Origin of the sequence: Streptomyces sp. NPDC049627, from assembly GCF_044465645.1 — a bacterium.
In the GTDB taxonomy this organism is placed as follows: Bacteria; Actinomycetota; Actinomycetes; order Streptomycetales; family Streptomycetaceae; genus Streptomyces.
Map to the genome: position 1 here is coordinate 477,308 of NZ_JBITLW010000004.1, position 20,585 is coordinate 497,892.

Annotated in this window: 20 protein-coding genes; 7 read left to right on the forward strand and 13 right to left on the reverse strand. The window is 71.4% G+C overall.

Annotated features, from left to right (window positions below; all coding sequences use genetic code 11):
- Window position 1 precedes the first annotated feature (1 nt).
- Both dut and ACIBU0_RS13905 read right to left on the reverse strand, forming a co-directional pair.
- On the reverse strand, window positions 2–571 hold the full coding sequence (dut, locus tag ACIBU0_RS13900) for a dUTP diphosphatase (protein WP_398816587.1): 570 nt from the start codon (window positions 569–571) through the stop codon (window positions 2–4).
- Window positions 568–1,152 carry a PaaI family thioesterase gene (locus ACIBU0_RS13905; protein ID WP_398816589.1) on the reverse strand — a complete coding sequence of 195 codons (585 nt, stop codon included), beginning with the start codon at window positions 1,150–1,152 and terminating at the stop codon, window positions 568–570. The genes dut and ACIBU0_RS13905 overlap by 4 nt, the downstream gene beginning before the upstream one ends.
- Window positions 1,153–1,210: 58 nt before the next feature.
- On the opposite strand from ACIBU0_RS13905, the gene ACIBU0_RS13910 reads away from it, so the two are divergent.
- A complete protein-coding gene (locus ACIBU0_RS13910) occupies window positions 1,211–1,672 on the forward strand; it encodes a DUF3093 domain-containing protein (RefSeq protein ID WP_398816592.1) in 462 nt (153 codons plus the stop codon).
- A gap of 67 nt (window positions 1,673–1,739) precedes the next feature.
- On the opposite strand, the gene ACIBU0_RS13915 is transcribed toward ACIBU0_RS13910, so the two are convergent.
- The 4 genes from ACIBU0_RS13915 to ACIBU0_RS13930 all read right to left on the reverse strand — a co-directional run bounded on the left by ACIBU0_RS13915 (window position 1,740) and on the right by ACIBU0_RS13930 (window position 5,277).
- The gene (locus tag ACIBU0_RS13915) at window positions 1,740–2,669 is read right to left on the reverse strand and encodes a hypothetical protein (protein WP_398816595.1); all 930 of its coding nucleotides are present in this window, start codon (window positions 2,667–2,669) and stop codon (window positions 1,740–1,742) included.
- A 13-nt stretch (window positions 2,670–2,682) separates the two neighbouring features.
- Entirely contained in the window at window positions 2,683–2,979 is a 297-nt protein-coding gene (locus ACIBU0_RS13920; protein WP_003997302.1) for a DUF4193 domain-containing protein, read from the reverse strand.
- A gap of 406 nt (window positions 2,980–3,385) precedes the next feature.
- Complete coding sequence (locus tag ACIBU0_RS13925) at window positions 3,386–4,618, reverse strand: sensor histidine kinase (RefSeq protein WP_398816598.1); 1,233 nt, start codon at window positions 4,616–4,618, stop codon at window positions 3,386–3,388.
- Between the two features lie 5 nt (window positions 4,619–4,623).
- Entirely contained in the window at window positions 4,624–5,277 is a 654-nt protein-coding gene (locus tag ACIBU0_RS13930; RefSeq protein ID WP_393456645.1) for a response regulator transcription factor, read from the reverse strand.
- A 420-nt stretch (window positions 5,278–5,697) separates the two neighbouring features.
- Here ACIBU0_RS13930 and ACIBU0_RS13935 point away from each other — a divergent pair, with 420 nt between their 5' ends.
- Window positions 5,698–5,871, forward strand: coding sequence for a hypothetical protein (locus ACIBU0_RS13935; protein WP_198948432.1), 174 nt, complete (start codon window positions 5,698–5,700; stop codon window positions 5,869–5,871).
- A 328-nt stretch (window positions 5,872–6,199) separates the two neighbouring features.
- On the opposite strand, the gene ACIBU0_RS13940 is transcribed toward ACIBU0_RS13935, so the two are convergent.
- Window positions 6,200–7,027: an inositol monophosphatase family protein gene (locus tag ACIBU0_RS13940; RefSeq protein WP_398816603.1), complete on the reverse strand. Its 828-nt coding sequence runs from the start codon at window positions 7,025–7,027 to the stop codon at window positions 6,200–6,202.
- Between the two features lie 8 nt (window positions 7,028–7,035).
- The gene (locus ACIBU0_RS13945; RefSeq protein ID WP_398816606.1) at window positions 7,036–8,163 is read right to left on the reverse strand and encodes a ferrochelatase; all 1,128 of its coding nucleotides are present in this window, start codon (window positions 8,161–8,163) and stop codon (window positions 7,036–7,038) included.
- 249 nt (window positions 8,164–8,412) lie between these two features.
- Between ACIBU0_RS13945 and ACIBU0_RS13950 the strand changes: the two genes are divergently transcribed.
- The 3 genes from ACIBU0_RS13950 to sepH all read left to right on the forward strand — a co-directional run bounded on the left by ACIBU0_RS13950 (window position 8,413) and on the right by sepH (window position 12,440).
- Window positions 8,413–9,651: an MFS transporter gene (locus tag ACIBU0_RS13950; protein WP_398816609.1), complete on the forward strand. Its 1,239-nt coding sequence runs from the start codon at window positions 8,413–8,415 to the stop codon at window positions 9,649–9,651.
- The gene (locus tag ACIBU0_RS13955; RefSeq protein ID WP_398816612.1) at window positions 9,611–10,930 is read left to right on the forward strand and encodes a D-arabinono-1,4-lactone oxidase; all 1,320 of its coding nucleotides are present in this window, start codon (window positions 9,611–9,613) and stop codon (window positions 10,928–10,930) included. Before ACIBU0_RS13950 ends, ACIBU0_RS13955 begins: the two co-directional genes overlap by 41 nt.
- Window positions 10,931–11,393: 463 nt before the next feature.
- On the forward strand, window positions 11,394–12,440 hold the full coding sequence (gene sepH / locus ACIBU0_RS13960) for a septation protein SepH (protein WP_398816614.1): 1,047 nt from the start codon (window positions 11,394–11,396) through the stop codon (window positions 12,438–12,440).
- A gap of 286 nt (window positions 12,441–12,726) precedes the next feature.
- On the opposite strand, the gene ACIBU0_RS13965 is transcribed toward sepH, so the two are convergent.
- Entirely contained in the window at window positions 12,727–13,578 is an 852-nt protein-coding gene (locus ACIBU0_RS13965; RefSeq protein ID WP_398816617.1) for a sulfurtransferase, read from the reverse strand.
- A 295-nt stretch (window positions 13,579–13,873) separates the two neighbouring features.
- On the opposite strand from ACIBU0_RS13965, the gene ACIBU0_RS13970 reads away from it, so the two are divergent.
- Window positions 13,874–14,677, forward strand: a complete 804-nt coding sequence (locus ACIBU0_RS13970; protein WP_398816620.1) for a VOC family protein — start codon at window positions 13,874–13,876, stop codon at window positions 14,675–14,677.
- Between the two features lie 38 nt (window positions 14,678–14,715).
- Here ACIBU0_RS13970 and ACIBU0_RS13975 read toward each other — a convergent pair whose 3' ends face one another.
- Genes ACIBU0_RS13975 through ACIBU0_RS13990 form a run of 4 tightly spaced genes read right to left on the reverse strand, consistent with a single transcriptional unit; the run spans window position 14,716 to window position 20,087 of the window.
- On the reverse strand, window positions 14,716–15,363 hold the full coding sequence (locus tag ACIBU0_RS13975; RefSeq protein ID WP_398816623.1) for a thymidine kinase: 648 nt from the start codon (window positions 15,361–15,363) through the stop codon (window positions 14,716–14,718).
- 44 nt (window positions 15,364–15,407) lie between these two features.
- Window positions 15,408–16,601, reverse strand: coding sequence for an alkaline phosphatase family protein (locus ACIBU0_RS13980; protein ID WP_398816626.1), 1,194 nt, complete (start codon window positions 16,599–16,601; stop codon window positions 15,408–15,410).
- Window positions 16,601–17,197: a DUF5998 family protein gene (locus tag ACIBU0_RS13985; protein WP_398816926.1), complete on the reverse strand. Its 597-nt coding sequence runs from the start codon at window positions 17,195–17,197 to the stop codon at window positions 16,601–16,603. The genes ACIBU0_RS13980 and ACIBU0_RS13985 overlap by 1 nt, the downstream gene beginning before the upstream one ends.
- A gap of 43 nt (window positions 17,198–17,240) precedes the next feature.
- Window positions 17,241–20,087, reverse strand: a complete 2,847-nt coding sequence (locus ACIBU0_RS13990; protein WP_398816628.1) for a GNAT family N-acetyltransferase — start codon at window positions 20,085–20,087, stop codon at window positions 17,241–17,243.
- A gap of 178 nt (window positions 20,088–20,265) precedes the next feature.
- Here ACIBU0_RS13990 and ACIBU0_RS13995 point away from each other — a divergent pair, with 178 nt between their 5' ends.
- Entirely contained in the window at window positions 20,266–20,547 is a 282-nt protein-coding gene (locus ACIBU0_RS13995; protein WP_016432192.1) for an HPr family phosphocarrier protein, read from the forward strand.
- The last annotated feature ends 38 nt before the right edge of the window (window positions 20,548–20,585 follow it).

The window sequence follows — 20,585 nt, forward strand, 5'->3', positions numbered from 1 at the left end:
GTCACTGTCCTTCCCGGTCGGATACGACCGAAGCGTATCGATTCCCACCCGTAGTGCCGCCATCGGCGGCCTCAACGCTTGTCTCGCTTGTGCCGCCCCAGCCGTCCACGGCGGCATGGCCGCCGGTGGACCCGAAGCCCCCCTCGGCCCGCGCCGAGTCGGGAAGCTCCGCGACCTCCTGGAAGCGAACCCTCTCGACCTGCTGGACGACCAGTTGGGCAATCCGGTCGAAGCGCTCGAACCGCACGCTCTCGTGCGGGTCGAGATTCACCACGATCACCTTGATCTCCCCACGGTACCCGGCATCAACCGTCCCCGGGGCATTCACCAGGGCGACACCGAGGCGGGCGGCGAGGCCGGAACGGGGGTGCACGAAGGCCGCGTACCCCTCAGGCAGGGCCACAGACACCCCGGTGGGCAGCACCGCCCGCTCCCCCGGCTTCAGTTCACAGGCCTCGGTGGTGCGCAGATCGGCTCCCGCGTCACCGGGGTGCGCGTACGTCGGAAGCGGTACGTCGGGGTCGACGCGCCGGATCAGCACGTCGAGTTCTCGACGGGGCTCACGGCTCACGGGTTCACCTCGAAGGCACGGGCACGCCGGACCTGGTCCGGGTCGCTCATGGCGGCCCGGATCTCCTCCGGGCGGCCGTTGTCGATGAAGTGGTCGACCTTCACCTCGATGAAGAGCGCGTCGGCCCGGACGGCGACCGGCCCCTCGGGGCCGCCGATCCGTCCGGTGGCCGTGGAGTAGATCTTGCGGCCCGCCACCGCCGTCACCTCGGCCTCCAGATACAGCACCGTGCCCACCGGAACCGGCCGCACGAAGTCGGTCTCCAGCCGCCCCGTCACGGCGATCGTGCGCAGCAGCCAGTTGAGGGAGCCGAGGGTCTCGTCCAGGGCGGTCGCGAGAACACCGCCGTGCGCGAGGCCGGGCGCGCCCTGATGGGCGGGCTGCACGGTGAACTCCGCGGTGATGCTGACGCCGTCCCCGGCCCGCGCCTCCAGATGCAGCCCGTGCGCCTGCTCGCCGCCACAGCCGAAACACTGGCCGTAGTGCGCACCGAGAAGCTCACCCGGCGCGGGAGCATCAGGGTGACGGGCCGGTTTCACGGCGTCGGCCGGGGGCTTGAGAGCCGCTGAAATACCACTCACAGCCGCAGACCTTACCCGCGCGTCGGCGGTATCAGGACACCGTGCCAAGCTTGGCTCCATGCAGCTCTCCGCCACCCCGTACGAAGAACGTCTCACCGCCCCCCGCTCCTGGTGGCTGATCTCGTTCCTGGCCGGGGTCTCCCTGGCTCTGATCGTCCTGCCCTTCGGCACGCTGCCCATGCTCGCCGCCCTGGTCGGCGGCACCGCCGCGGCGGCCGTCGTGGCCAGTTCCTACGGCTCGCTCCGCATCCGTGTGGTGGGCGACTCCCTGATCGCGGGCGAGGCGAAGATCCCGGTGCGGGCCCTGGGCGAGGCACACGTCCTCGATGCGGAGGAGGCCCGCGCCTGGCGCACCCACAAGGCCGACACCCGGGCCTTCCTGCTGCTGCGCGCCTACATCCCCACGGCCCTGCGCGTGGAAGTCACGGACCCCGAGGACCCGACCCCGTACCTGTATCTGTCGACCCGCGAGCCGGAGCGTCTGGCGGAGGCGATCAAGGCGGCCAAGGCCTCGGCCTAGCACACCCGAACGGGCCGTCACCGGCCTGGTCAAAACTTGTCCTGCCGGCCGCAAAAACTTCGCAGCCTCAGCCGCCCCCGAGCTCCTTGCGCCCCCGCGGACGCGTGATGTCCTCGATCTCCAGCGGCCGCGCCGGACGCTCCAGCGGAGGCAGTTGCGGCAACTCGTCCCAGGGCACCTGGACCTTCCGCAGGTCCGCCCGGATCCGCGCCGCGAGTTTCTTGGTGTCCCGGCGGTTCATGACCGCGCCCACGGCGGCGCCCACCAGGAAGGGCATCAGGTTCGGCAGATTCCGGACCATCCGCTTCATGATCTGCTGACGCAGCTCCCGCTTCATCTGCCCGCCGAGCGCGGCGTTGACCGTCGCCGGCTTCATCGGGTCGATGCCGCGTTCCTCGGACCACGAGGACAGATAGGCGGTGCTGCGGTCCTTGAGGTTGCCGGGCGGGCGGACGCCGTACACCTCGTGCAACTCGGCGATCAGCTTCAGCTCGATCGCGGCCACCCCGGTGATCTCGGCGGCCAGCTCCGTCGGCATCGCGGGCGGCACCGGCAGCATCGCCGCCGCGCCGACTCCCGCGCCGACCGTCGAGGTCGCGTTCGCCGCGCCGGCCACGAGCTTGTCCGCGAGTTGCTCGGGCCCGAGGCCCGGGAACTGCCGTCGAAGCGTCGCGAGGTCCCGTACGGGGATCCGCGGGGCGTTCTCGATGATCCGGTCGGCGAGGTACCCGACGCCCGCCCTGGCGCGGCTGCCGCCCTTACGGAGGCCTTCCCTGGCCCTTTCCCGGATGACCGCGGCCCTTCGCCGGGAAACGGGCGCGGGAACCCCCGCCGGGGCCGGGACGCCGGCCCGGGCGGGCGTCGTCGGTTCGAGCGAGGCTCCCGCACCGGGTGAGCCCCGCTCGTCGTCACGCGCGCCGTGCGGGCCGTCGGACGGCCCTTGGTCCGCTTTCCACAGCGGGAAGCGGCGCTTCCGAGGAGGGGTCGAGCCGGTCACGGCCGACCCGGCCTCAGTCGCAGTCGCGGCAGATCGGCTGACCGTTCTTCTCCCGGGCCAGCTGGCTGCGGTGGTGCACCAGGAAGCAGCTCATGCACGTGAACTCGTCCTGCTGCTTCGGCAGCACCCGGACGGCCAGCTCCTCATTGGAGAGGTCGGCGCCGGGCAGCTCAAGCCCCTCCGCGGCCTCGAACTCGTCGACGTCCACAGAGGAGGTCGACTTGTCGTTCCGCCGGGCCTTGAGCTCTTCAAGGCTGTCCGAGTCGACGTCGTCGTCGGTCTTGCGTGGGGTGTCGTAATCCGTTGCCATGTCGCTCTCCCCCTCTGGGTGTCTGCGGTGTCTCCAGCGCACGTAACGCGTGAGAGGCCGGACTTGTGCCCGACCCGAGGCGGAGATTTTGCCTCACATCAAGGTCTGTTACTCAATCGACACCCAACCGGACTCCTCAAGAGTGATCGGCTTGGATGGCGAACGGGACCGTACACGGTCCTAATGCCGCAGTTCAAAGGCGTCTCACCGTGTACTTCCCGTGATCAGGACCCCTGAAAACCCGGATTTTCCCGGCTTTCCGGCAGGCCACATGATCACGGAGAGTAGATGGCCGGAAAACCGCTCTTGTGATCGATCACACACGGAACTGCTCGCCGAGTGCCCAGAAAATTCCGCGCAAAGCGAACATCCCCGCGTTACCGGCCCTGCGTCGGCCCACATGTTCTCAGATCGGCAGGGCTACGCGCATGACGAGCCCTCCGCCCTCGCGAGGCTGCGCCGAGATGTGCCCGCCGTGCGCGCGGGCCACCGACCGCGCGATGGACAGTCCCAGGCCTACGCCCTTGTCGCTGCCCGTGCGCTCCGTGCGCAGCCGTCTGAACGGCTCGAAGAGGTTGTCGATCTCGTACGCCGGCACCACCGGGCCGGTGTTCGCGACGACCAGCACCGCCTGCCCGTGCTGGACCTCGGTGGTGACCTCGACCCAGCCGCCCTCCGGGATGTTGTACCGGACGGCGTTCTGCACCAGGTTGAGCGCGATCCGCTCCAGCAGCACGCCGTTGCCCTGGACGACCGCGGGCTTCTGCTCGCTGCGGATCACCACCCCCTTGGCCTCCGCCTCCGCGTGCACCTGGTCGACGGCCTGCTCGGCCACCTCCGCCAGGTCCACCGGTTTGCGCTCCACGATCTGGTTGTCGCTGCGGGCGAGCAGCAACAGGCCCTCGACGAGCTGCTCGCTGCGCTCGTTGGTGGCCAGCAGTGTCTTGCCCAGCTGCTGCAGCTCCACCGGCGCGTTCGGATCGGACAGATGCACCTCCAGGAGCGTGCGGTTGATCGCGAGCGGGGTGCGCAACTCGTGCGAGGCGTTCCCCACGAAGCGCTGCTGGGCGGTGAAGGCCCGTTGCAGCCGCTCCAGCATGTCGTCGAAGGTGTCGGCCAGTTCCTTGAGCTCGTCGTCCGGTCCGTCCAGCTCGATACGGCGGGACAGGTCCGAGCCCGCCACGGAGCGCGCGGTGCGCAGAATCCGGCCGAGCGGGGACAGGACACGGCCCGCCATGGCATAGCCGAAGGCGAAGGCGATGATGGCGAGACCGAGCAGGGCCAGCAGGGAACGGCTGAGCAGGTCGTCCAGGGCGTGCTTGCGCTGGAGGTTGGCGCACTCGGCCATCGCGCGGTTGAGTTCGGTCGCGGTCGGTTCGCTCGGGAAGTTGCAGCTCTCGCTGGCCACCTGCCCCGAGAGGATCTTGAAGGGCAGTTCACTGCCCACGTTCAGCGCGTTGGCGGCGAGCAGGTAGATGATCGACAGCAGCAGGATGCCGGCGATCAGGAACATGCCGCCGTACAGCAGAGTGAGCCGTATCCGGATGGTGGGGCGCAGCCACGGGAAGGTGGGCTCCGGCCTGCGGGGGTCCCACGTGGGCTTCGGGGGCGCCTGGGGAGGCGCGGGTGTCGCTGCCATGGGAATCAGATCCGGTAGCCGGAACCGGGCACGGTGACGATGACCGGCGGCTCGCCCAGCTTGCGCCGCAGCGTCATGACGGTCACCCGCACCACGTTCGTGAACGGGTCGGTGTTCTCGTCCCAGGCCTTCTCCAGCAGCTGCTCGGCCGAGACGACGGCGCCCTCGCTGCGCATCAGCACCTCCAGCACGGCGAACTCCTTCGGCGCGAGCTGCACCTCCTTGCCGTCCCGGAAGACCTCGCGGCGGTTCGGGTCCAGCTTGATGCCGGCGCGCTCCAGCACGGGCGGCAGCGGGATGCTCGTACGGCGGCCGAGGGCACGCACGCGTGCCGTCAGCTCGCTGAAGGCGAAGGGCTTGGGGAGATAGTCGTCGGCGCCGATCTCGAGCCCTTCGACCCGGTCGCTGACGTCGCCGGAGGCCGTGAGCATCAGCACGCGGGTGGGCATGCCGAGTTCGACGATCTTGCGGCAGACGTCGTCGCCGTGCACCAGCGGGAGGTCGCGGTCGAGGACGACCACGTCGTAGTCGTTGACGCCGATGCGTTCCAGGGCTGCCGCACCGTCGTACACGACGTCGACGGCCATGGCCTCCCGGCGCAGTCCGGTGGCCACCGCATCGGCGAGCAGCTGCTCGTCCTCGACGACGAGTACGCGCACGTCGCTTGTCCTTCCTGTGTCCACCCGCGTAGCGCTTGTCCGGCGCGCGGGCAGGGTCTTCTTGACGGGGTGTCTTGGCCTCCATCCTGCCCTTTTCCGCCATAAGTCGGCGGTAAGACGGGTGAGCGGCCCATGAAGGGCGGGTGTGAAGCCGGGGAATGCGAGATTTTCTCTTCCGGTTGAGGTTTCCGCGGAAGAGAGCGGGGGGAGGACGGCTTGTACACCCCGCGATCACGCTCTGCTTGTGCCGCACCACCATGCGGTACGAGGCGATCCGCTTTCCGCAGAGTGGGTGTGGGTGTCCGGCACCGTCGCCGCCCAGCACGGGCAGCGCTGGGCATCTACTGGAGACGTGATCGCCCCTTCCGAACGGCACACCCCCGTGCCACCGACCCACGACCCAGGACGAGGGGGCGCAGCATGGACGCATTCACCGCAGGACTTCTGCAGCGCATAAAGGCGACCGAGTCCGACCTGACGCGGGCTCGTGACGAGGGCGACGACTTCCTCGTCGAGGTGGAGCAGGGCGAGCTCGACGACCTGCGCCGCCTCGCCGCCGAGCACGGTGTGGAGGTCGGCGCGTACAGCGTCTGATCAGCTCGTGAGCACACCAGCGGGCCCCCGGCGAATCCAGCGCCGGGGGCCTGTTGCGTACCCAGCCAACGGCAAGTGCCCACCACCCCGCACTGTCTCCATAGGACGCCGGGCAAGTGCCCACCAACCTGCACCGGGCCGACGACACCGGCCGCGAGGGAGCCGCAGGGGCGCGCCGGTGTCGAGAGCACGAGCGCGCGGAGGCGCGCAGCGCCGAGCACGGTCGTGCTCTCGACACCGGCATGTGGCGCCCCGAAGGCGACCGAGCCAGACATTCGGCACCCCGGCTGCAGGACTCCCCCTCACAACACCGGTGACGTGAGCCCCGTCAGTCGTGCCAGGCCCCGAAATCCTCCAGCAGCCGCTGAAGCGGCTCGAACACCCCCGGCGTGGCGGCAACCGCCAGATCGCGTGACGGCCGCTCTCCGGGCCGCCCACCGGTCAGCGCGCCCGCTTCCCGGGCGATGAGGTCGCCCGCCGCGAGGTCCCATGCGTTGAGGCCCCGCTCGTAGTACCCGTCGAGGCGTCCCGCCGCCAGGTCGCACAGGTCGATCGCGGCCGAGCCGCCGCGTCGGATGTCACGAAGCAGCGGGATCAGCCTCTGGGCCACGTCGGCCTGATGTGCGCGCACCTCGGTGACGTAGTTGAACCCCGTCGAGACCAGCGCCTGCTCCAGCGGCGCCGTGGGCCGGCAGGCGAGCCTGCGTTCGCCGTCCCATGCCCCCGTCGCCCACGCACCGCCCCCGCGCACCGCGTGATACGTCTCGCCCCGCATCGGGGCCGCCACGACCCCGGCGACCGTCTCGCCGTCCTGCTCGGCCGCGATGGAGACGGCCCAGGTCGGCAGTCCGTACAGATAGTTGACCGTGCCGTCGAGCGGGTCGATCACCCAGCGGACGCCGCTCGTGCCCTCGGTGGAGGCGCCCTCCTCGCCGAGGAAGCCGTCGGCCGGGCGGTGCTCGGAGATCAGGTCGGTGATCAGCTTCTCGGCCGCGATGTCCATCTCGGTGACCACGTCGATCGGGCTGGACTTGGTCGCGGCGACGGCGAGGTCGGCCGGGCGGCCGTCGCGCAGCAGCTCGCCCGCGCGGCGGGCGGCCTCCTGGGCCAGCGTGAGCAGGTCCGTGTGGAGAGGGTGGTCGAGGGGGTCGGTCACGGGGCTCCTCAGGCGTAGGGGCTGTCGGCGCCCGCGGCGGCGGGCTTGGGCGCGCGGGACGGGCAGCAGCCGACCGGGCAGAGGTTGTGGCTCGCACCGAGCGCGCCGAGGGCGCAGGGTGTGACCTCTTCCGCGCGCTCGACGGCGGCGCGCTCCAGGACGAGCTCGCGGATCGCGGCGGCGAAGCGCGGGTCGTCTCCGACGGTGGCCGAGCGGCGCATGGGCAGGCCGAGCTCCTCGGCCTTGACCTTGGCCTCCGTGTCGAGGTCGTAGAGGACCTCCATGTGGTCGGAGACGAAGCCGATGGGGGCGATCACGACCGCGGGGACGCCGGCGGCCTGCCGCTCTTCCAGGTGGTCGCAGATGTCGGGCTCCAGCCACGGGATGTGCGGGGCGCCGGAGCGGGACTGGTAGACGAGCTGCCAGGGGTGGTCGACGCCGGTGCGCTCGCGGACGGCGTCGGCGATCAGCCGCGCGACGTCCAGGTGCTGGGCGACGTACGCGCCGCCGTCGCCGTGGTCCTCGACCGGGCCGGAGGTGTCGGCGGCGGCGGTCGGGATGGAGTGGGTCGAGAAGGCGATGTGGGCGCCGTCGCGGACGTCCTCGGGGAGGTCGGCGAGGGAGTCGATCACGCCGTCGATCATCGGCTCCAGGAAGCCGGGGTGGTTGAAGTAGTGCCGCAGCTTGTCGATCGTCGGGAGCTCCAGGCCCTCGGCCTCCAGGGCGGCGAGCGAGTCGGCGAGGTTCTCGCGGTACTGGCGGCAGCCCGAGTAGGAGGCGTAGGCACTGGTGGCGAGGACGAGGATGCGGCGACGGCCGTCGGCGACCATCTCGCGCAGCGTGTCCGTCAGGTACGGCGCCCAGTTGCGGTTGCCCCAGTAGACCGGCAGATCCAGGCCGTGCTCGGCGAAGTCCTTGCGCAGGGCGTCCAGCAGGGCGCGGTTCTGGTCGTTGATGGGGCTGACGCCGCCGAACAGGTAGTAGTGCTCGCCGACTTCCTTCAGGCGTTCCTTGGGGATGCCCCGCCCGCGGGTGACGTTCTCCAGGAACGGGATCACGTCGTCCGGGCCCTCGGGGCCGCCGAAGGAGAGCAGCAGCAGGGCGTCGTAGGGGCTGGCATGGCGCGCGTCTGGCATGGGTCGATCCTGTCATCCGGTACTGACAGCCGGGAAACGGCGGGGTGACCAGCCGGGTTCCCGGTTCGTCCGGCAGGGTGCATTAGGGTCACCTAACTCGTAAGCTGTATCGGCCATCCACGCGCCTTACCGAGTGGCCCTGAGTTTCCTCAGTTTCCCGAGTTCCTGAGTTCCTTAGTTCCTGAGCCCCTGAGCCTTCCCGAGCCGCCGCAGCCCGCGCCGCTCCCGCCCGCCCGACCGGAGACCCCCGTGCCCAGCCCTTACCACGCCCTGTTCGCCACCCCCGGCACCAAGGGCTTCTCCGCCGCGGGCTTCCTCGGCCGGATGCCGCTGTCGATGATGGGCATCGGCGTGGTCACGATGATCTCCCAGCTGACCGGGCGCTACGGCCTCGCCGGTGCCCTGTCGGCCACCATCGCGCTCGCCGCGGCGGTGGCGGGGCCGCAGGTCTCGCGGCTGGTCGACCAGCACGGGCAGCGGCGGGTGCTGCGCCCGGCGACACTGGTCTCGCTCTCGGCAGGGGCCGTGCTGCTGTTCGCCGCGCACTACGGGTGGCCGGACTGGGTGCTGTTCGCGGCCTGCGCCGGCATCGGATGCGTGCCCAGTGTCGGGGCGATGATCCGGGCCCGCTGGGCCGCGCTGTACCGGGGGACGCCGCAGCTGCACACCGCGTACTCCTTCGAGTCCGTGGTGGACGAGGTGTGCTTCATCTTCGGGCCGATCATCTCCATCGGCCTGTCGACCGCCTGGTTCCCGGAGGCGGGGCCGCTGCTCGCCGGCTGTTTCCTGGCGGTCGGTGTGTTCTGGCTGACCGCGCAGCGGGCCACCGAGCCCGCGCCGCATCCGCGCGAGCACCACGGTGGCGGTTCGGCGCTGCGCTCGGCCGGACTGCAGGTGCTGGTGGCCACGTTCGTGGCGACGGGAGCGATCTTCGGGGCGGTCGACGTGGTCACCGTGGCCTTCGCCGACGAACAGGGGCACAAGAGCGCCGCCAGCATCGTCCTCGCCCTGTACGCGGCGGGCTCCTGCGCGGCGGGCGCCGTGTTCGGACTGCTGCGCTTCAAGGGAGCGCCCGAACCTCGCTGGCTGCTGGGCATATGCGCGATGGCCGTGAGTATGATCCCCCTCCTACTGGTCGGAAACTTGCCGTTTCTGGCCGTGGCGCTGTTCGCCTCGGGCATGGCCGTCGCTCCCACGATGATCACCACCATGTCCCTGATCGAAGAGCACGTACCACGCGCGCAACTGACCGAGGGCATGACCTGGGTGAGCACCGGGCTCGCGGTCGGGGTCGCGCTCGGCTCCTCCATGGCCGGCTGGGTGATCGACGCCGCCGGTGCGGACGCCGGGTACGGGGTTCCGGCGGTGTCCGGGGCCGTCGCGGTCGCGGTCGGTTTCCTGGGGTATCGCCGGCTCAGCAGGCCGGCTCCGCGTCGGGGAGGCACCGTTGAGCAGCACAGCGAGCGGCAGGAACGGCACGTGGCGTAACTGGGGCGGCAATGTCGCCGCCCGCCCCGCGCGGGAGGTCACTCCGGCCTCCGTGGAGGAGCTGTCAGCGGCGATACGCCGGGCCGCCGAGGACGGCCTGAAGGTGAAGGCGGTCGGCAGCGGACACTCGTTCACGTCCATCGCCGCCACCGACGGTGTGTTGATCCGCCCTCAACTGTTGACCGGCATCCGCAGCATTGACCGTGAGGCCATGACGGTCACGGTCGAGGCCGGTACCCCGCTCAAGAGACTCAACATGGCCCTGGCGCGCGAAGGCCTGTCACTCACGAACATGGGCGACATCATGGAGCAGACGGTCTCCGGCGCCACCAGCACCGGCACGCACGGCACGGGCCGTGACTCCGCCTCGATCGCCGCCCAGATCAAGGGGCTGGAGCTGGTCACGGCCGACGGCTCGGTGCTCAACTGTTCCGAGAAGGAGAACCCCGAGGTCTTCGCGGCCGCCCGGATCGGGCTCGGCGCGCTCGGCATCGTCACCGCGATCACCTTCGCCGTGGAACCGATCTTCCTGCTCTCCGCGCGCGAGGAGCCGATGCCGTTCGACAAGGTCCTCGCGGACTTCGACGAACTGTGGGCCGAGAACGAGCACTTCGAGTTCTACTGGTTCCCGCACACCGGCAGCACCAACACCAAGCGCAACAACCGCAGCGCGGGCCCGGAGAAGCCGGTGGGCCAGGTCGCGGGCTGGTTCGAGGACGAGTTCCTCTCCAACGGCGTCTTCCAGGTGGCCCAGTGGGTCGGCCGCGCGGCGCCGGCCACGATCCCGGCGATCGCCCGGATCTCCAGCAAGGCACTGTCCGCGCGGACTTACACCGACATCCCCTACAAGGTCTTCACATCACCGCGCCGGGTGCGGTTCGTTGAGATGGAATACGCCGTTGCGCGCGAGGCCGTCGTCGAGACGCTGCGCGAACTGAAGGCCATGGTCGACCGCTCCGGCCTCAGGGTCAGCTTCCCCGTCGAGGTGCGCACCGCCCCGGCCGACGACATCACCCTGTCCACCGCCTCGGGCCGCGACAGCGCCTACATCGCCGTCCACATGGCCAAGGGCACCCCGTACCAGCGCTACTTCACCGCTGCCGAGCGGATCTTCACCGCGCACGAGGGGCGGCCGCACTGGGGCAAGGTGCACACCCGGGACGCCGAGTACTTCGCGCAGGTCTATCCGCGTTTCGGCGAGTTCACCGCACTCCGGGACCGGCTCGACCCCGACCGCCGGTTCCAGAACGACTACCTGCGGAGGGTGTTGGGGGCGTAGCCGTCGACCGGCCCACCCGGCTCACTCGACCAACTGCGCGAGAACGGGACGTATGGACGTAAGCATTGGTTCCGTTTCTGACGTTTGCGTGAAGTACGCCACTTTGAAGATCGTAAAACCGCTCAACCGGCGGCCGGGTCACGCTTCTTGTCAGAAGTTGGGCGGCGTGCCAATCCACGCACGTGGCCCAAATGGAGTACTGTTGCGAGCCCTGGGTCCGGTCTCCCGCCAGGGCGTCCGTGGCCTTCAAGGACCGCCGGGAGGGGGCTAGTTGCACAGGGTGACGGAGTTGGTCACTTAGCGTTGCGAATAGGTAACCGTGCCATAACGGCGATCCAGGGCCCGCGCCCGACACGCCGGGCAACTCGGCAAGGTTGTGGCAGGCTGCACCCGGGCAGGCCACACTCGACTAGCGGAAGCAGCGACGCACGTGACGTCGGCAGGCACCACCCGGGAGGTCCCCATGCCCGAACTGCGTGTCGTGGCCGTCTCGAATGACGGCACACGGCTGGTGCTGAAGGCTGCCGACTCTACGGAGTACACGCTTCCGATCGACGAGCGCCTGCGCGCCGCCGTGCGGGGCGACCGTCCCCGCCTCGGCCAGATCGAGATCGAGGTCGAGAGCCATCTCCGCCCCCGCGACATCCAGGCGCGTATACGCGCTGGCGCCACGGCGGAAGAGGTCGCCCAGCTCGCCGGCATCCCCGTCGACCGCGTACGGCGCTTCGAGGGCCCCGTACTCGCCGAGCGCGCCTTCATGGCCGAACGAGCCCGCAAGACCCCCGTCCGCCGTCCCGGTGAGAACGCCGCCGGGCCGCAGCTCGGCGAGGCCGTGCAGGAGCGGCTGCTGCTGCGCGGTGCCGAGAAGGACTCCGTGCAGTGGGACTCCTGGCGCCGGGACGACGGCACCTGGGAGGTGCTGCTGGTCTACCGGGTGGCGGGCGAACCGCACTCGGCGAGCTGGACGTACGACCCGCCCCGGCGGCTCGTCCAGGCCGTCGACGACGAGGCGCGCTCGCTGATCGGCGAGTCCGACGACCTCGCCGCGCCGGAGCCCAGCTTCCCGTTCGTGCCGCGTATCGCCCGGCTCCCGCGCGAGCGTTCGATGGACCGTGCCCTCGAGACCGCGCGGCCGAGCCTGCCGGCCCAGGCCTCCGAACCGGCCGAGGAGACCACGGAGGACCGGGACTCGCTGACCAGCCTGCTGGAGGCGGTGCCCAGCTTCCGTGGCGACCTGGTGGTGCCGGAGCGCCCGGTGGAGCCGGACGCGGAGGAGCCCCCCGCCGCCGAACCGGCCGAGGAGGAACCTCCCGCCCCCGCGGCCTCGGCCGGTGCCGGCTCCGCCTACGCGGACGTCCTCATGCCCCGCTCCGTCGGCAGCCACCGCGACCGCCTCATCGGCGCCACGGACCGCCAGGCCGAAGCGGACGGCGTCCGCCCGGGCCGCCGGGCCGCCGTCCCGAGCTGGGACGAGATCGTGTTCGGGACGCGCAGGAAGAAGCAGGAGTAGTCGGTCCTACGGCTGTGCAGTCGGCCGTACGAAGCCGAAGGCCGCGCTGGTTGCAGCGCGGCCTTCGGTCTGCGTGGACCTGCAGCACGGCAGTGCCCCGGGGCCATCGGATCCCCCGGCGCAGCCTGCGGGCAGCCGCGCCACTGAGGCACCGACCACCCAAGCAGCACGAACCCACGCCCCCGCTCCAGCTGCGGGCAGTCGTGCCGCTGGGGCGGCTCCCGACCCACCGAGGCGGCACCCGGTCAGCGCCGGTGAGCGACACCCAGCCCCGGGCAACGCCGAGTTACTGCGGATCCGGGCCCACAGCGACCGGCCGCTCCGGATCCGACGACCACTCCGACCACGAACCGACGTACAGCGCCGCCGGAATGCCCGCGACCGCCAGGGCGAGCACCTCATGCGCGCCGGAGACGCCCGAGCCGCAGTACACGCCGACTTCCGTTCCCTCGGAGGCGCCCAGCGTCTTGAAGCGCGCCTGGAGTTCCGCGGCGGGCAGGAAGCGGCCGTCGGCTCCGACGTTCTCGTTCGTGGGCGCGGACAAGGCGCCCGGGATGTGGCCGCCGCGCGGATCGATCGGCTCCACCTCGCCGCGGTACCGCTCCCCCGCACGGGCGTCCAGCAGCACCCCGGATCGGGCGAGCGCCGCGGCACCGTCGGCGTCGAGCAGCCCCGTCGCCCCCGGCGCCGGCTGGAAGTCGCCCTCCGTCGGAGCCGGCACGGACGTCTCCAGGGGCCCCTCCCAGGCCGGCAGTCCGCCGTCGAGGACCCGCACATCCGGGTGACCCGTCCAGCGCAGCAGCCACCACGCGCGGGCCGCTGCCCAGCCCTGCCCGCCGTCGTACACGACGACCGGGGTCCGGGACGACACGCCCGACCGGCGCATCGCCGCGCCGAATTCGGCCAGGTTCGGCAACGGGTGACGGCCGCGCGCACCGGGGGCGGAGGCCAGTTCCCGGTCCAGGTCGACGTAGACCGCGCCGGGCATGTGCCCGGCCTCGTACGCGGCCCGGCCGTCGAACGGCGGCTCACCGGCCGCCTTGGCCAGGCTGAGCTGCCAGCGGACGTCGAGCAGCACCGGCGGGTTCCCGCCCGTCAGTTCGCTCGCGAGTTCGGATGCGGAGATGATGGCGTTCATGGTCACCATCCTTGCGCACGGGGTGGCCGCATCGCCCGGCTCCGGTTACTCTGCCCGCCGGACAGGCCCGATCACGAGGCGTACGGGATCAGGCACATGCTGTACAGCCGATCGACATCCGTCGGCAATCGCACGGAAACGGGCGGTAAATCGCACACCGGACATCCTCCGGGCACCGGCCGTCGTGCGGCGGCGCGCCCGCAGCGCGCGCGGCCACGGGTGGTGCAGCATCGGCTCGGGGGTCCGGACAGCGGAAGCGACGCGGCCACCGCGAGGGGCCGAGGAGAGAGTGACGATGACCGATGCACGGGGGTCGGCCGGCCCGATCGGCGACACGCACGCTCGGCACGCGCCCGGCACGCCCTGCTGGGTGAGCCTGATGGTGCACGGGCCGGCCGCGACCCAGGAGTTCTACGGAGCGCTGTTCGGCTGGGAGTTCCAGCCGGGCCCCCAGCAACTCGGCCCCTATGTACGGGCCCTGCTCGACGGCCGTGAGGTGGCCGGCATCGGCCAGCTGCCGCCCGACCGCCACCTGCCCATCGCCTGGACTCCCTACTTCGCCTCGAACGACGTGGACCTGACCGCCGAGACGGTACGGCTGTGCGGCGGCACCGTCGGCGTGGGACCGCTGGACGCCGCCGAGGCCGGCCGGCTGGCGATCTGCTCCGACCCCGCCGGTGCCGTCTTCGGCGTATGGCAGACGGCGGCCCATCGCGGCACCGACGTGACCGGCGTGCCCGGCACCCCCGCCTGGAACGAGCTGCTGACCTTCGAGACCGTGAACGTCGCCAAGTTCTACGGGACCGTGTTCGCCTTCGAGGAGGAGCCGGTGGTCTCCGCCGACCTGGACTACGTCACCCTGCACATCGACGGCCGCCCGGTCGCCGGCATCCACGGCGTCGGCCACGCCCTGCCCCGTGACCGGGGCCCGCACTGGATGACGTACTTCGAAGTCGCCGACACGGACGAGACGCTGGCCCGGATCGTCGAGCTCGGCGGCCATGTCCTCGCACCGGCCCACGACAGCGCCCACGGCCGCGTGGCGACGGTGTCGGACCCGGAGGGGGCGCGGTTCTCCCTCATCGAGAACCCGCACTGACACCACCCGGGAGCCGGGCTGTCGAACGGGACGGCCGCTCAGGCCGGCTGCACCGGCAGGACGTCGGGCGACAGCGCCGCGGCCCGTGCGCTTGCCGCCGTCATACGGCGGCGGTGGTGGCGGCGGCACAGCACCTCGTAGCCGACGGCGTCGGCCTGGTTGACGTCGCCGACGACCACCTGGGCGCCCTCGACGACCATCTCGCCGCCTATCGTGCGGGCGTTGTGCGTGGCGCGGGCCCCGCACCAGCACAGGGCCTCGACCTGGAGCACCTCGACCCGGTCGGCGAGTTCCACCAGGCGCTGGGAACCCGGGAAGAGCTTGCTGCGGAAGTCGGTCGTGATGCCGAAGGCGTAGACGTCGAGACCCAGGTCGTCGACCACGCGTGCGAGCTGGTCGATCTGCTCCGGCGCGAGGAACTGGGCCTCGTCGGCGATGACGTAGTCCGCGCGGCCGCCCTGGGAGAGGTGGTCGACGAGATGGGCGTACAGGTCCGCGCCGTCCTCGACCTCCACCGCGTCCGTGACCAGGCCGAGCCGGGAGGACAGCTTGCCCTCGCCCGCCCGGTCGTCGCGGGTGAAGATCATGCCCTGTAGACCACGCGCCGAACGGTTGTGCTCGATCTGGAGAGCCAGCGTCGACTTCCCGCAGTCCATGGTTCCGCAGAAGAACACCAGCTCGGGCATGTTGAGTTGAGCACCTTTCGGCAACGAGGAGGAGGGGGGAGGCGTCAGGAGCGTACTTCGAGCAGGGGGACCAACTGCTCGGCGGGGGTCATCGAACCGTGGTTGCCGACCATCGCCGACTCCTTCGGCTCCCGCTCGGACGCGATGATCAGGACGTCGTCCCGCGCGGCCGCGATCACGTCGCCGAGACGGCCGTAGACCCGTTCGTCGATCCGCGGCCCGAACCAGCCCGCCGCGATCGCCTCGTCCCGGGAGGCCACCCAGAACTGTTCGCCGAGCACCTCGCGCCAGCAGGTCAGGACGTCCTGCTCGGCACCCGGCACCGCGTACACGTGCCGCGCCCGGCCCTCGCCGCCGAGGAGGGCGACCCCGGCGCGCAGCTCCCAGTCCTCGTCGAAGTCGATGCGGTGCTGTTCGTCGAAGGGCACGTCGATCATGCCGTGGTCGGCGGTGACGTAGAGCGCGCTGCGCGGTGGCAGCTGCTCGGCGAGGCGCTGGACGAGCCGGTCGACGTACATGAGCTGGCCGCGCCAGGTGTCCGAGTCGACGCCGAAGCGGTGCCCGGCTCCGTCCAGCTCGGCGTAGTACGTGTAGACCAGGGAGCGGTCGCCGGCGGCCAGTTGCTCGGCGGCGAGGTCCATGCGGTCCTCGCCGGTCAGCCGTCCGACGAACCTTCCGCCGCTGAGCGCGACCTTGGTCAGCGGGGTGTTCTCGAAGGTGGGCGACGACACCTGGGCCGCGTGCACGCCCGCCTGGTGCGCGAGTTCGAAGACGGTGGGGTACGGCTGCCAGTCGCGCGGCGACGTCCACGGCTGCCAGCGCAGCTGGTTCATCAGCTCGCCGGTCTCCGGGTTGCGCACGGTGTATCCGGGCAGGCCGTGGGCGCCGGGCGGCAATCCGGTGCCGATGGAGGCGAGGGAGGTCGCGGTGGTCGCCGGGTAGCCGGCGGTGATCGGTCGGCCGGTGCCGCCGCGTGAGCTGCCGAGCAGGGAGCTCATGAAGGGGGCGTCCTCCGGGTGCGCCTTCAGTTGCTCCCAGCCGAGGCCGTCGATCAGGAACACGCAGTTCCGGTCGGCGGGGGTCAGCTCGGGGATCGCGGCGGTCATGTCCGGTACGGCCATGCCGGCGGCCAGGGTGGGCAGCAGATCGGCGAGCGAGCCGATGCCGTACTCGGGGGGCGGCGCGGAGGTGACGGCGAGGGGTTCCGGATGGGGATCCCAGGCGGTGTGCTGGACCATCAGCCGGCGACGTCCGCGGTCGCCTCGGAGAGAGCCTGCGCGAAGGCGAGCGCCTGGCGCACCGTCTCCGGGCCGTCACCGGCCTCGCTGACCCGGAGGCTGAGGTCGTCCGCCGTCGAGTTGCCGGTGTAGCCGTGGTCGGCCTCGCAGTTGGGGTCGCCGCAGGCGGCGGGCTCCAGGTCGATGCGGGAGACGGCGCCCCAGCCGATGGTCAGCACGACCTCGCGGGGCAGGGTGCCCGGCGTGTACTGCTCCGGGTTGGCGACGACACGGCTGACGACGACCGACGAGATCCGGCCGAGCTTCACGGACTCCGTGGACGTCGTGGCGTACGGCGTCGGGGAGGTGTTGTCCGCGGCCTGCTCGTCGGTGTGGCTGACGATGAAGCGGTTGTGGGTGAGGACGAGCACGGTCACGTGCCGCCGCACCTCGTTCTGGTCGAACGTCGTCTCCTGATGGACCAGGTACGACCGGATGGGCTCGCCGCCCACAGCGGCCTCCACCGCCTCGGCCACGAGGGCCGGGTAGTAGCCGCTGCGCTCGATCGCCGCACGCAGCCCCTGGGTCGTCGTACTGGTCTTGGCCATGACGCCCATCCTACGGGGGACCAGTGACTGCGAGGCACCGCTCACGACGGTCTCAGTACGCGGGGAGGGTCCTCGGCCCGAGGTCGTCGCGGGCGGGCGGCGGTGCGAGGCGTACGGAGGCGCCGAGCACGCTCAGGCCGTGGGTGGCGACGACGACCGGCTCCAGGGTGACCGCGACGACCTCCGGGTGATCGTCGACCAGCCTCGACACCCGCAGCAGCAGCTCCTCCAGGGCAGGGGTGTCGACGGGAGTGGAGCCGCGCCAGCCGAAGAGCAGCGGGGCCGTCCGGATCGAGCGGACGATCGAGGTTGCCTCCCGGTCGGTCACCGGGATCAGCCGGTGCGCCATGTCCCCGAGCAGCTGGGAGGCGGCTCCGGCGAGCCCGAAGGACAGCACGGCGCCGGCCGCCGGGTCGATCACGGCCCGTACGACGGTGTCGACGCCGCGCGGTGCCATGCTCTGCACGACCGGCCGCAGTTCCTCGGGCTTGCCGAACAGCGCGGTCAACTCGGCGTACGCCCGCCGCAGTTGCTCCTCGTCCGCGAGGTCGAGCCGTACGCCGCCGAGGTCGGCGCGGTGGCGCAGGTGGGGTGCGGTGGCCTTGAGGGCGACGGGGTAGCCGAGGGTGCGGGCGGCGTCGGCGGCGGTGTCCGGGGTGGGGGCGTGCAGGGCGCGGTGCACCTGGATGCCGTACTTCCCGAGCAGGTCACAGGTCTCGTCCGTACCGAGCGTGAGGCCTTGCCCGCGCGCGAGCAGCCCGTCGATCAGGCGGGCGGCTCCCTTCTCGTCGATGTCCTCGTACTCGGGCACCTTGCCGGGGTCGGCGGCCTCGCGCCGCCACTGGGAGTACTTGACGGCCTCGGCGAGGGCACGGACGGCGCGTTCGGCGGCGGGGTAGGCGGGGATGAGGCGGGGGGTGTCCTCGGTGGTGTCCGGCTCCTCGGGCGGTGCCTCGGCCGGGAAGTCCAGGGGGCGGAAGGGGTGGGCCCGGCTCGCGGTGCCGGGCGTCTTCGTGCTCGCCTGCGGGGCGGTGCTCGCCGCGGCCGACAGGGCCTCCGCCAGCCCGCCGAGCTCCACGTGCACCACCAGCACCGGCTTGCCCGGCACCCGCTCGGCCGCCGACCTCAGCGCCTGGGCCAGCTCCGCGTCACCGGTCGAGGCGTCCCCGATGGCCGGAATGGCGGTGACGACGACCGCGTCGCATGTCTCGTCGGCCAACGCGCGCGACAACGCCGCATGGAAGTCCGCCGCCGAGGCTCCCGTGGTCAGATCCAGCGGCGGCAGCGGCCGCAGGCCCTCGGACAGGCACGCGTCGTACGTCAGCAGCCCCAGCGACTCGGAGTTCCCCAGGATCGCCACTCGCGGCCCCGCCGGCAGCGGCTGGCGCGCGAGGAGCAGCCCCGCGTCCACCAGCTCGGTGATCGTGTCCACCCGGATCACCCCGGCCTGCCGCAGCAGCGCGGACACCGTGGCGTGCGGCAACCGCGTCGCCCGTACCGCGTGTCCCTGCGGTGCGGCGCCGCCGTGCCGCGCCCCCTGCACCACGACCAGCGGCTTCGCGGCCGCCGTACGCCGGGCGAGGCGGGTGAACTTGCGGGGGTTGCCGATGGACTCCAGGTACATGAGGACGACATCGGTGTCGGGGTCGTCGTACCAGTACTGCAGGACGTCGTTGCCGGACACGTCGGCCCGGTTGCCGGACGAGACGAAGGTCGACACACCCGTGACGCCGGTCACTCCGCCGCCGCGGCGGTGCAGCCGGGACAGCAGCGCGATACCGATGGCGCCGGACTGCGCGAACAGCCCGATCTGTCCCGGGCGGGGCATCTGGGGCGCCAGTGAGGCGTTCAGGCGGACGCTCGACGAAGTGTTGATGACCCCGAAGGCGTTCGGCCCGATGATGCGCATGCCGTACGCGCGCGCGTGCCGGACGAGCGCACGCTGGCGCTCGCGGCCGTCGGGCCCGCTCTCGGCGTATCCGGCGGAGACCACGACCAGCCCCTGCACGCCGTGCTCGCCGCACTCGGCGACCACCTCGGGGACGTACTCGGCGGGCACGGCGACCACCGCGAGGTCGACCGGCCCGTCGATGTCCCGCACGGAGCGGTGGGCCGGGACCCCGTCGAGCTCCTTGAGGTCCTCCGGGAACGCCTTGTTCACGGCGTGCAGCCGCCCCGTGAACCCGGCGTCCCTGATGTTGCCGAGGACGCTGCGGCCCACCCCGCCCGGCGTGCGGCCGACGCCGATGACGGCGACGGAGCCGGGCACCAGCAGCCGCTGCACGGACCGCGCCTCGGCGCGCTGCTCGCGCGCGTACTGCACGGCGAGCGAGCGGTCCGTCGGCTCCAGGTCGAACTCCAGGCGTACGACGCCGTCCTCGAAGCTGCGCTTCTGGGTGTACCCGGCGTCCGTGAACACCTTGATCATCTTGGTGTTGGCGGGCAGCACCTCGGCGGCGAAGCGGCGGATGTCGCGCTCGCGGGCGACGGCGGCGATGTGCTCCAGGAGAGCGGAGGCGACACCGCGGCCCTGGTGGGCGTCCTGGACGAGGAAGGCGACCTCCGCCTCGTCGGCGGGTGCCGACGCGGGCGTTCCGTCGGGGCCGATCCGGTCGTAGCGTACGGTTGCGATGAACTCGCCGCCCACCGTGGCCGCGAGTCCCACCCGGTCCACAAAGTCGTGGTGCGTGAAGCGGTGGACGTCCTTCGCGGACAGTCGCGGGTAGGGCGCGAAGAAGCGGTAGTACTTCGACTCGTCCGACACCTGCTCGTAGAAGCTGACCAGACGCTCGGCGTCATCAACGGTGATGGGGCGGATGCGTGCGGTGCCGCCGTCGCGCAGCACCACGTCGGCTTCCCAGTGGGCGGGGTACTCGTGCCGGTCCGAGGCGCTCTGCATGGGGCCCAGAGTACGGCTCGCGTCCGACAACGGCGCGAGGCAGTCTGTGGAGGACGTATGTCGGGTCGAGGCCGCGACCCGACGGCCACTTGAGGAGGGGCGGTTTGTCCCTCCCCGCATGCTTCACGCGTGTGGGAAACTGGTCTAGACAACCCTGAACACCGAAGGGCAGCATCACATGGCTGAGCGCCGCGTCAACGTCGGCTGGGCCGAGGGCCTTCACGCCCGCCCCGCTTCCATCTTCGTCCGGGCCGCCACGGCCGCAGGTATCCCGGTGACGATCGCCAAGGCCGACGGCAACCCCGTCAACGCGGCCTCCATGCTGGCCGTCCTCGGCCTGGGCGCCCAGGGCGGTGAGGAGATCGTCCTCGCCTCCGACGCCGAGGGTGCGGACGCCGCACTCGACCGTCTGGCGAAGCTGGTCTCCGAGGGTCTCGAGGAGCTGCCCGAGACGGTCTGAACGGACCGGTCGGATCTCCGCGGTTAGCGGTGAAGCCG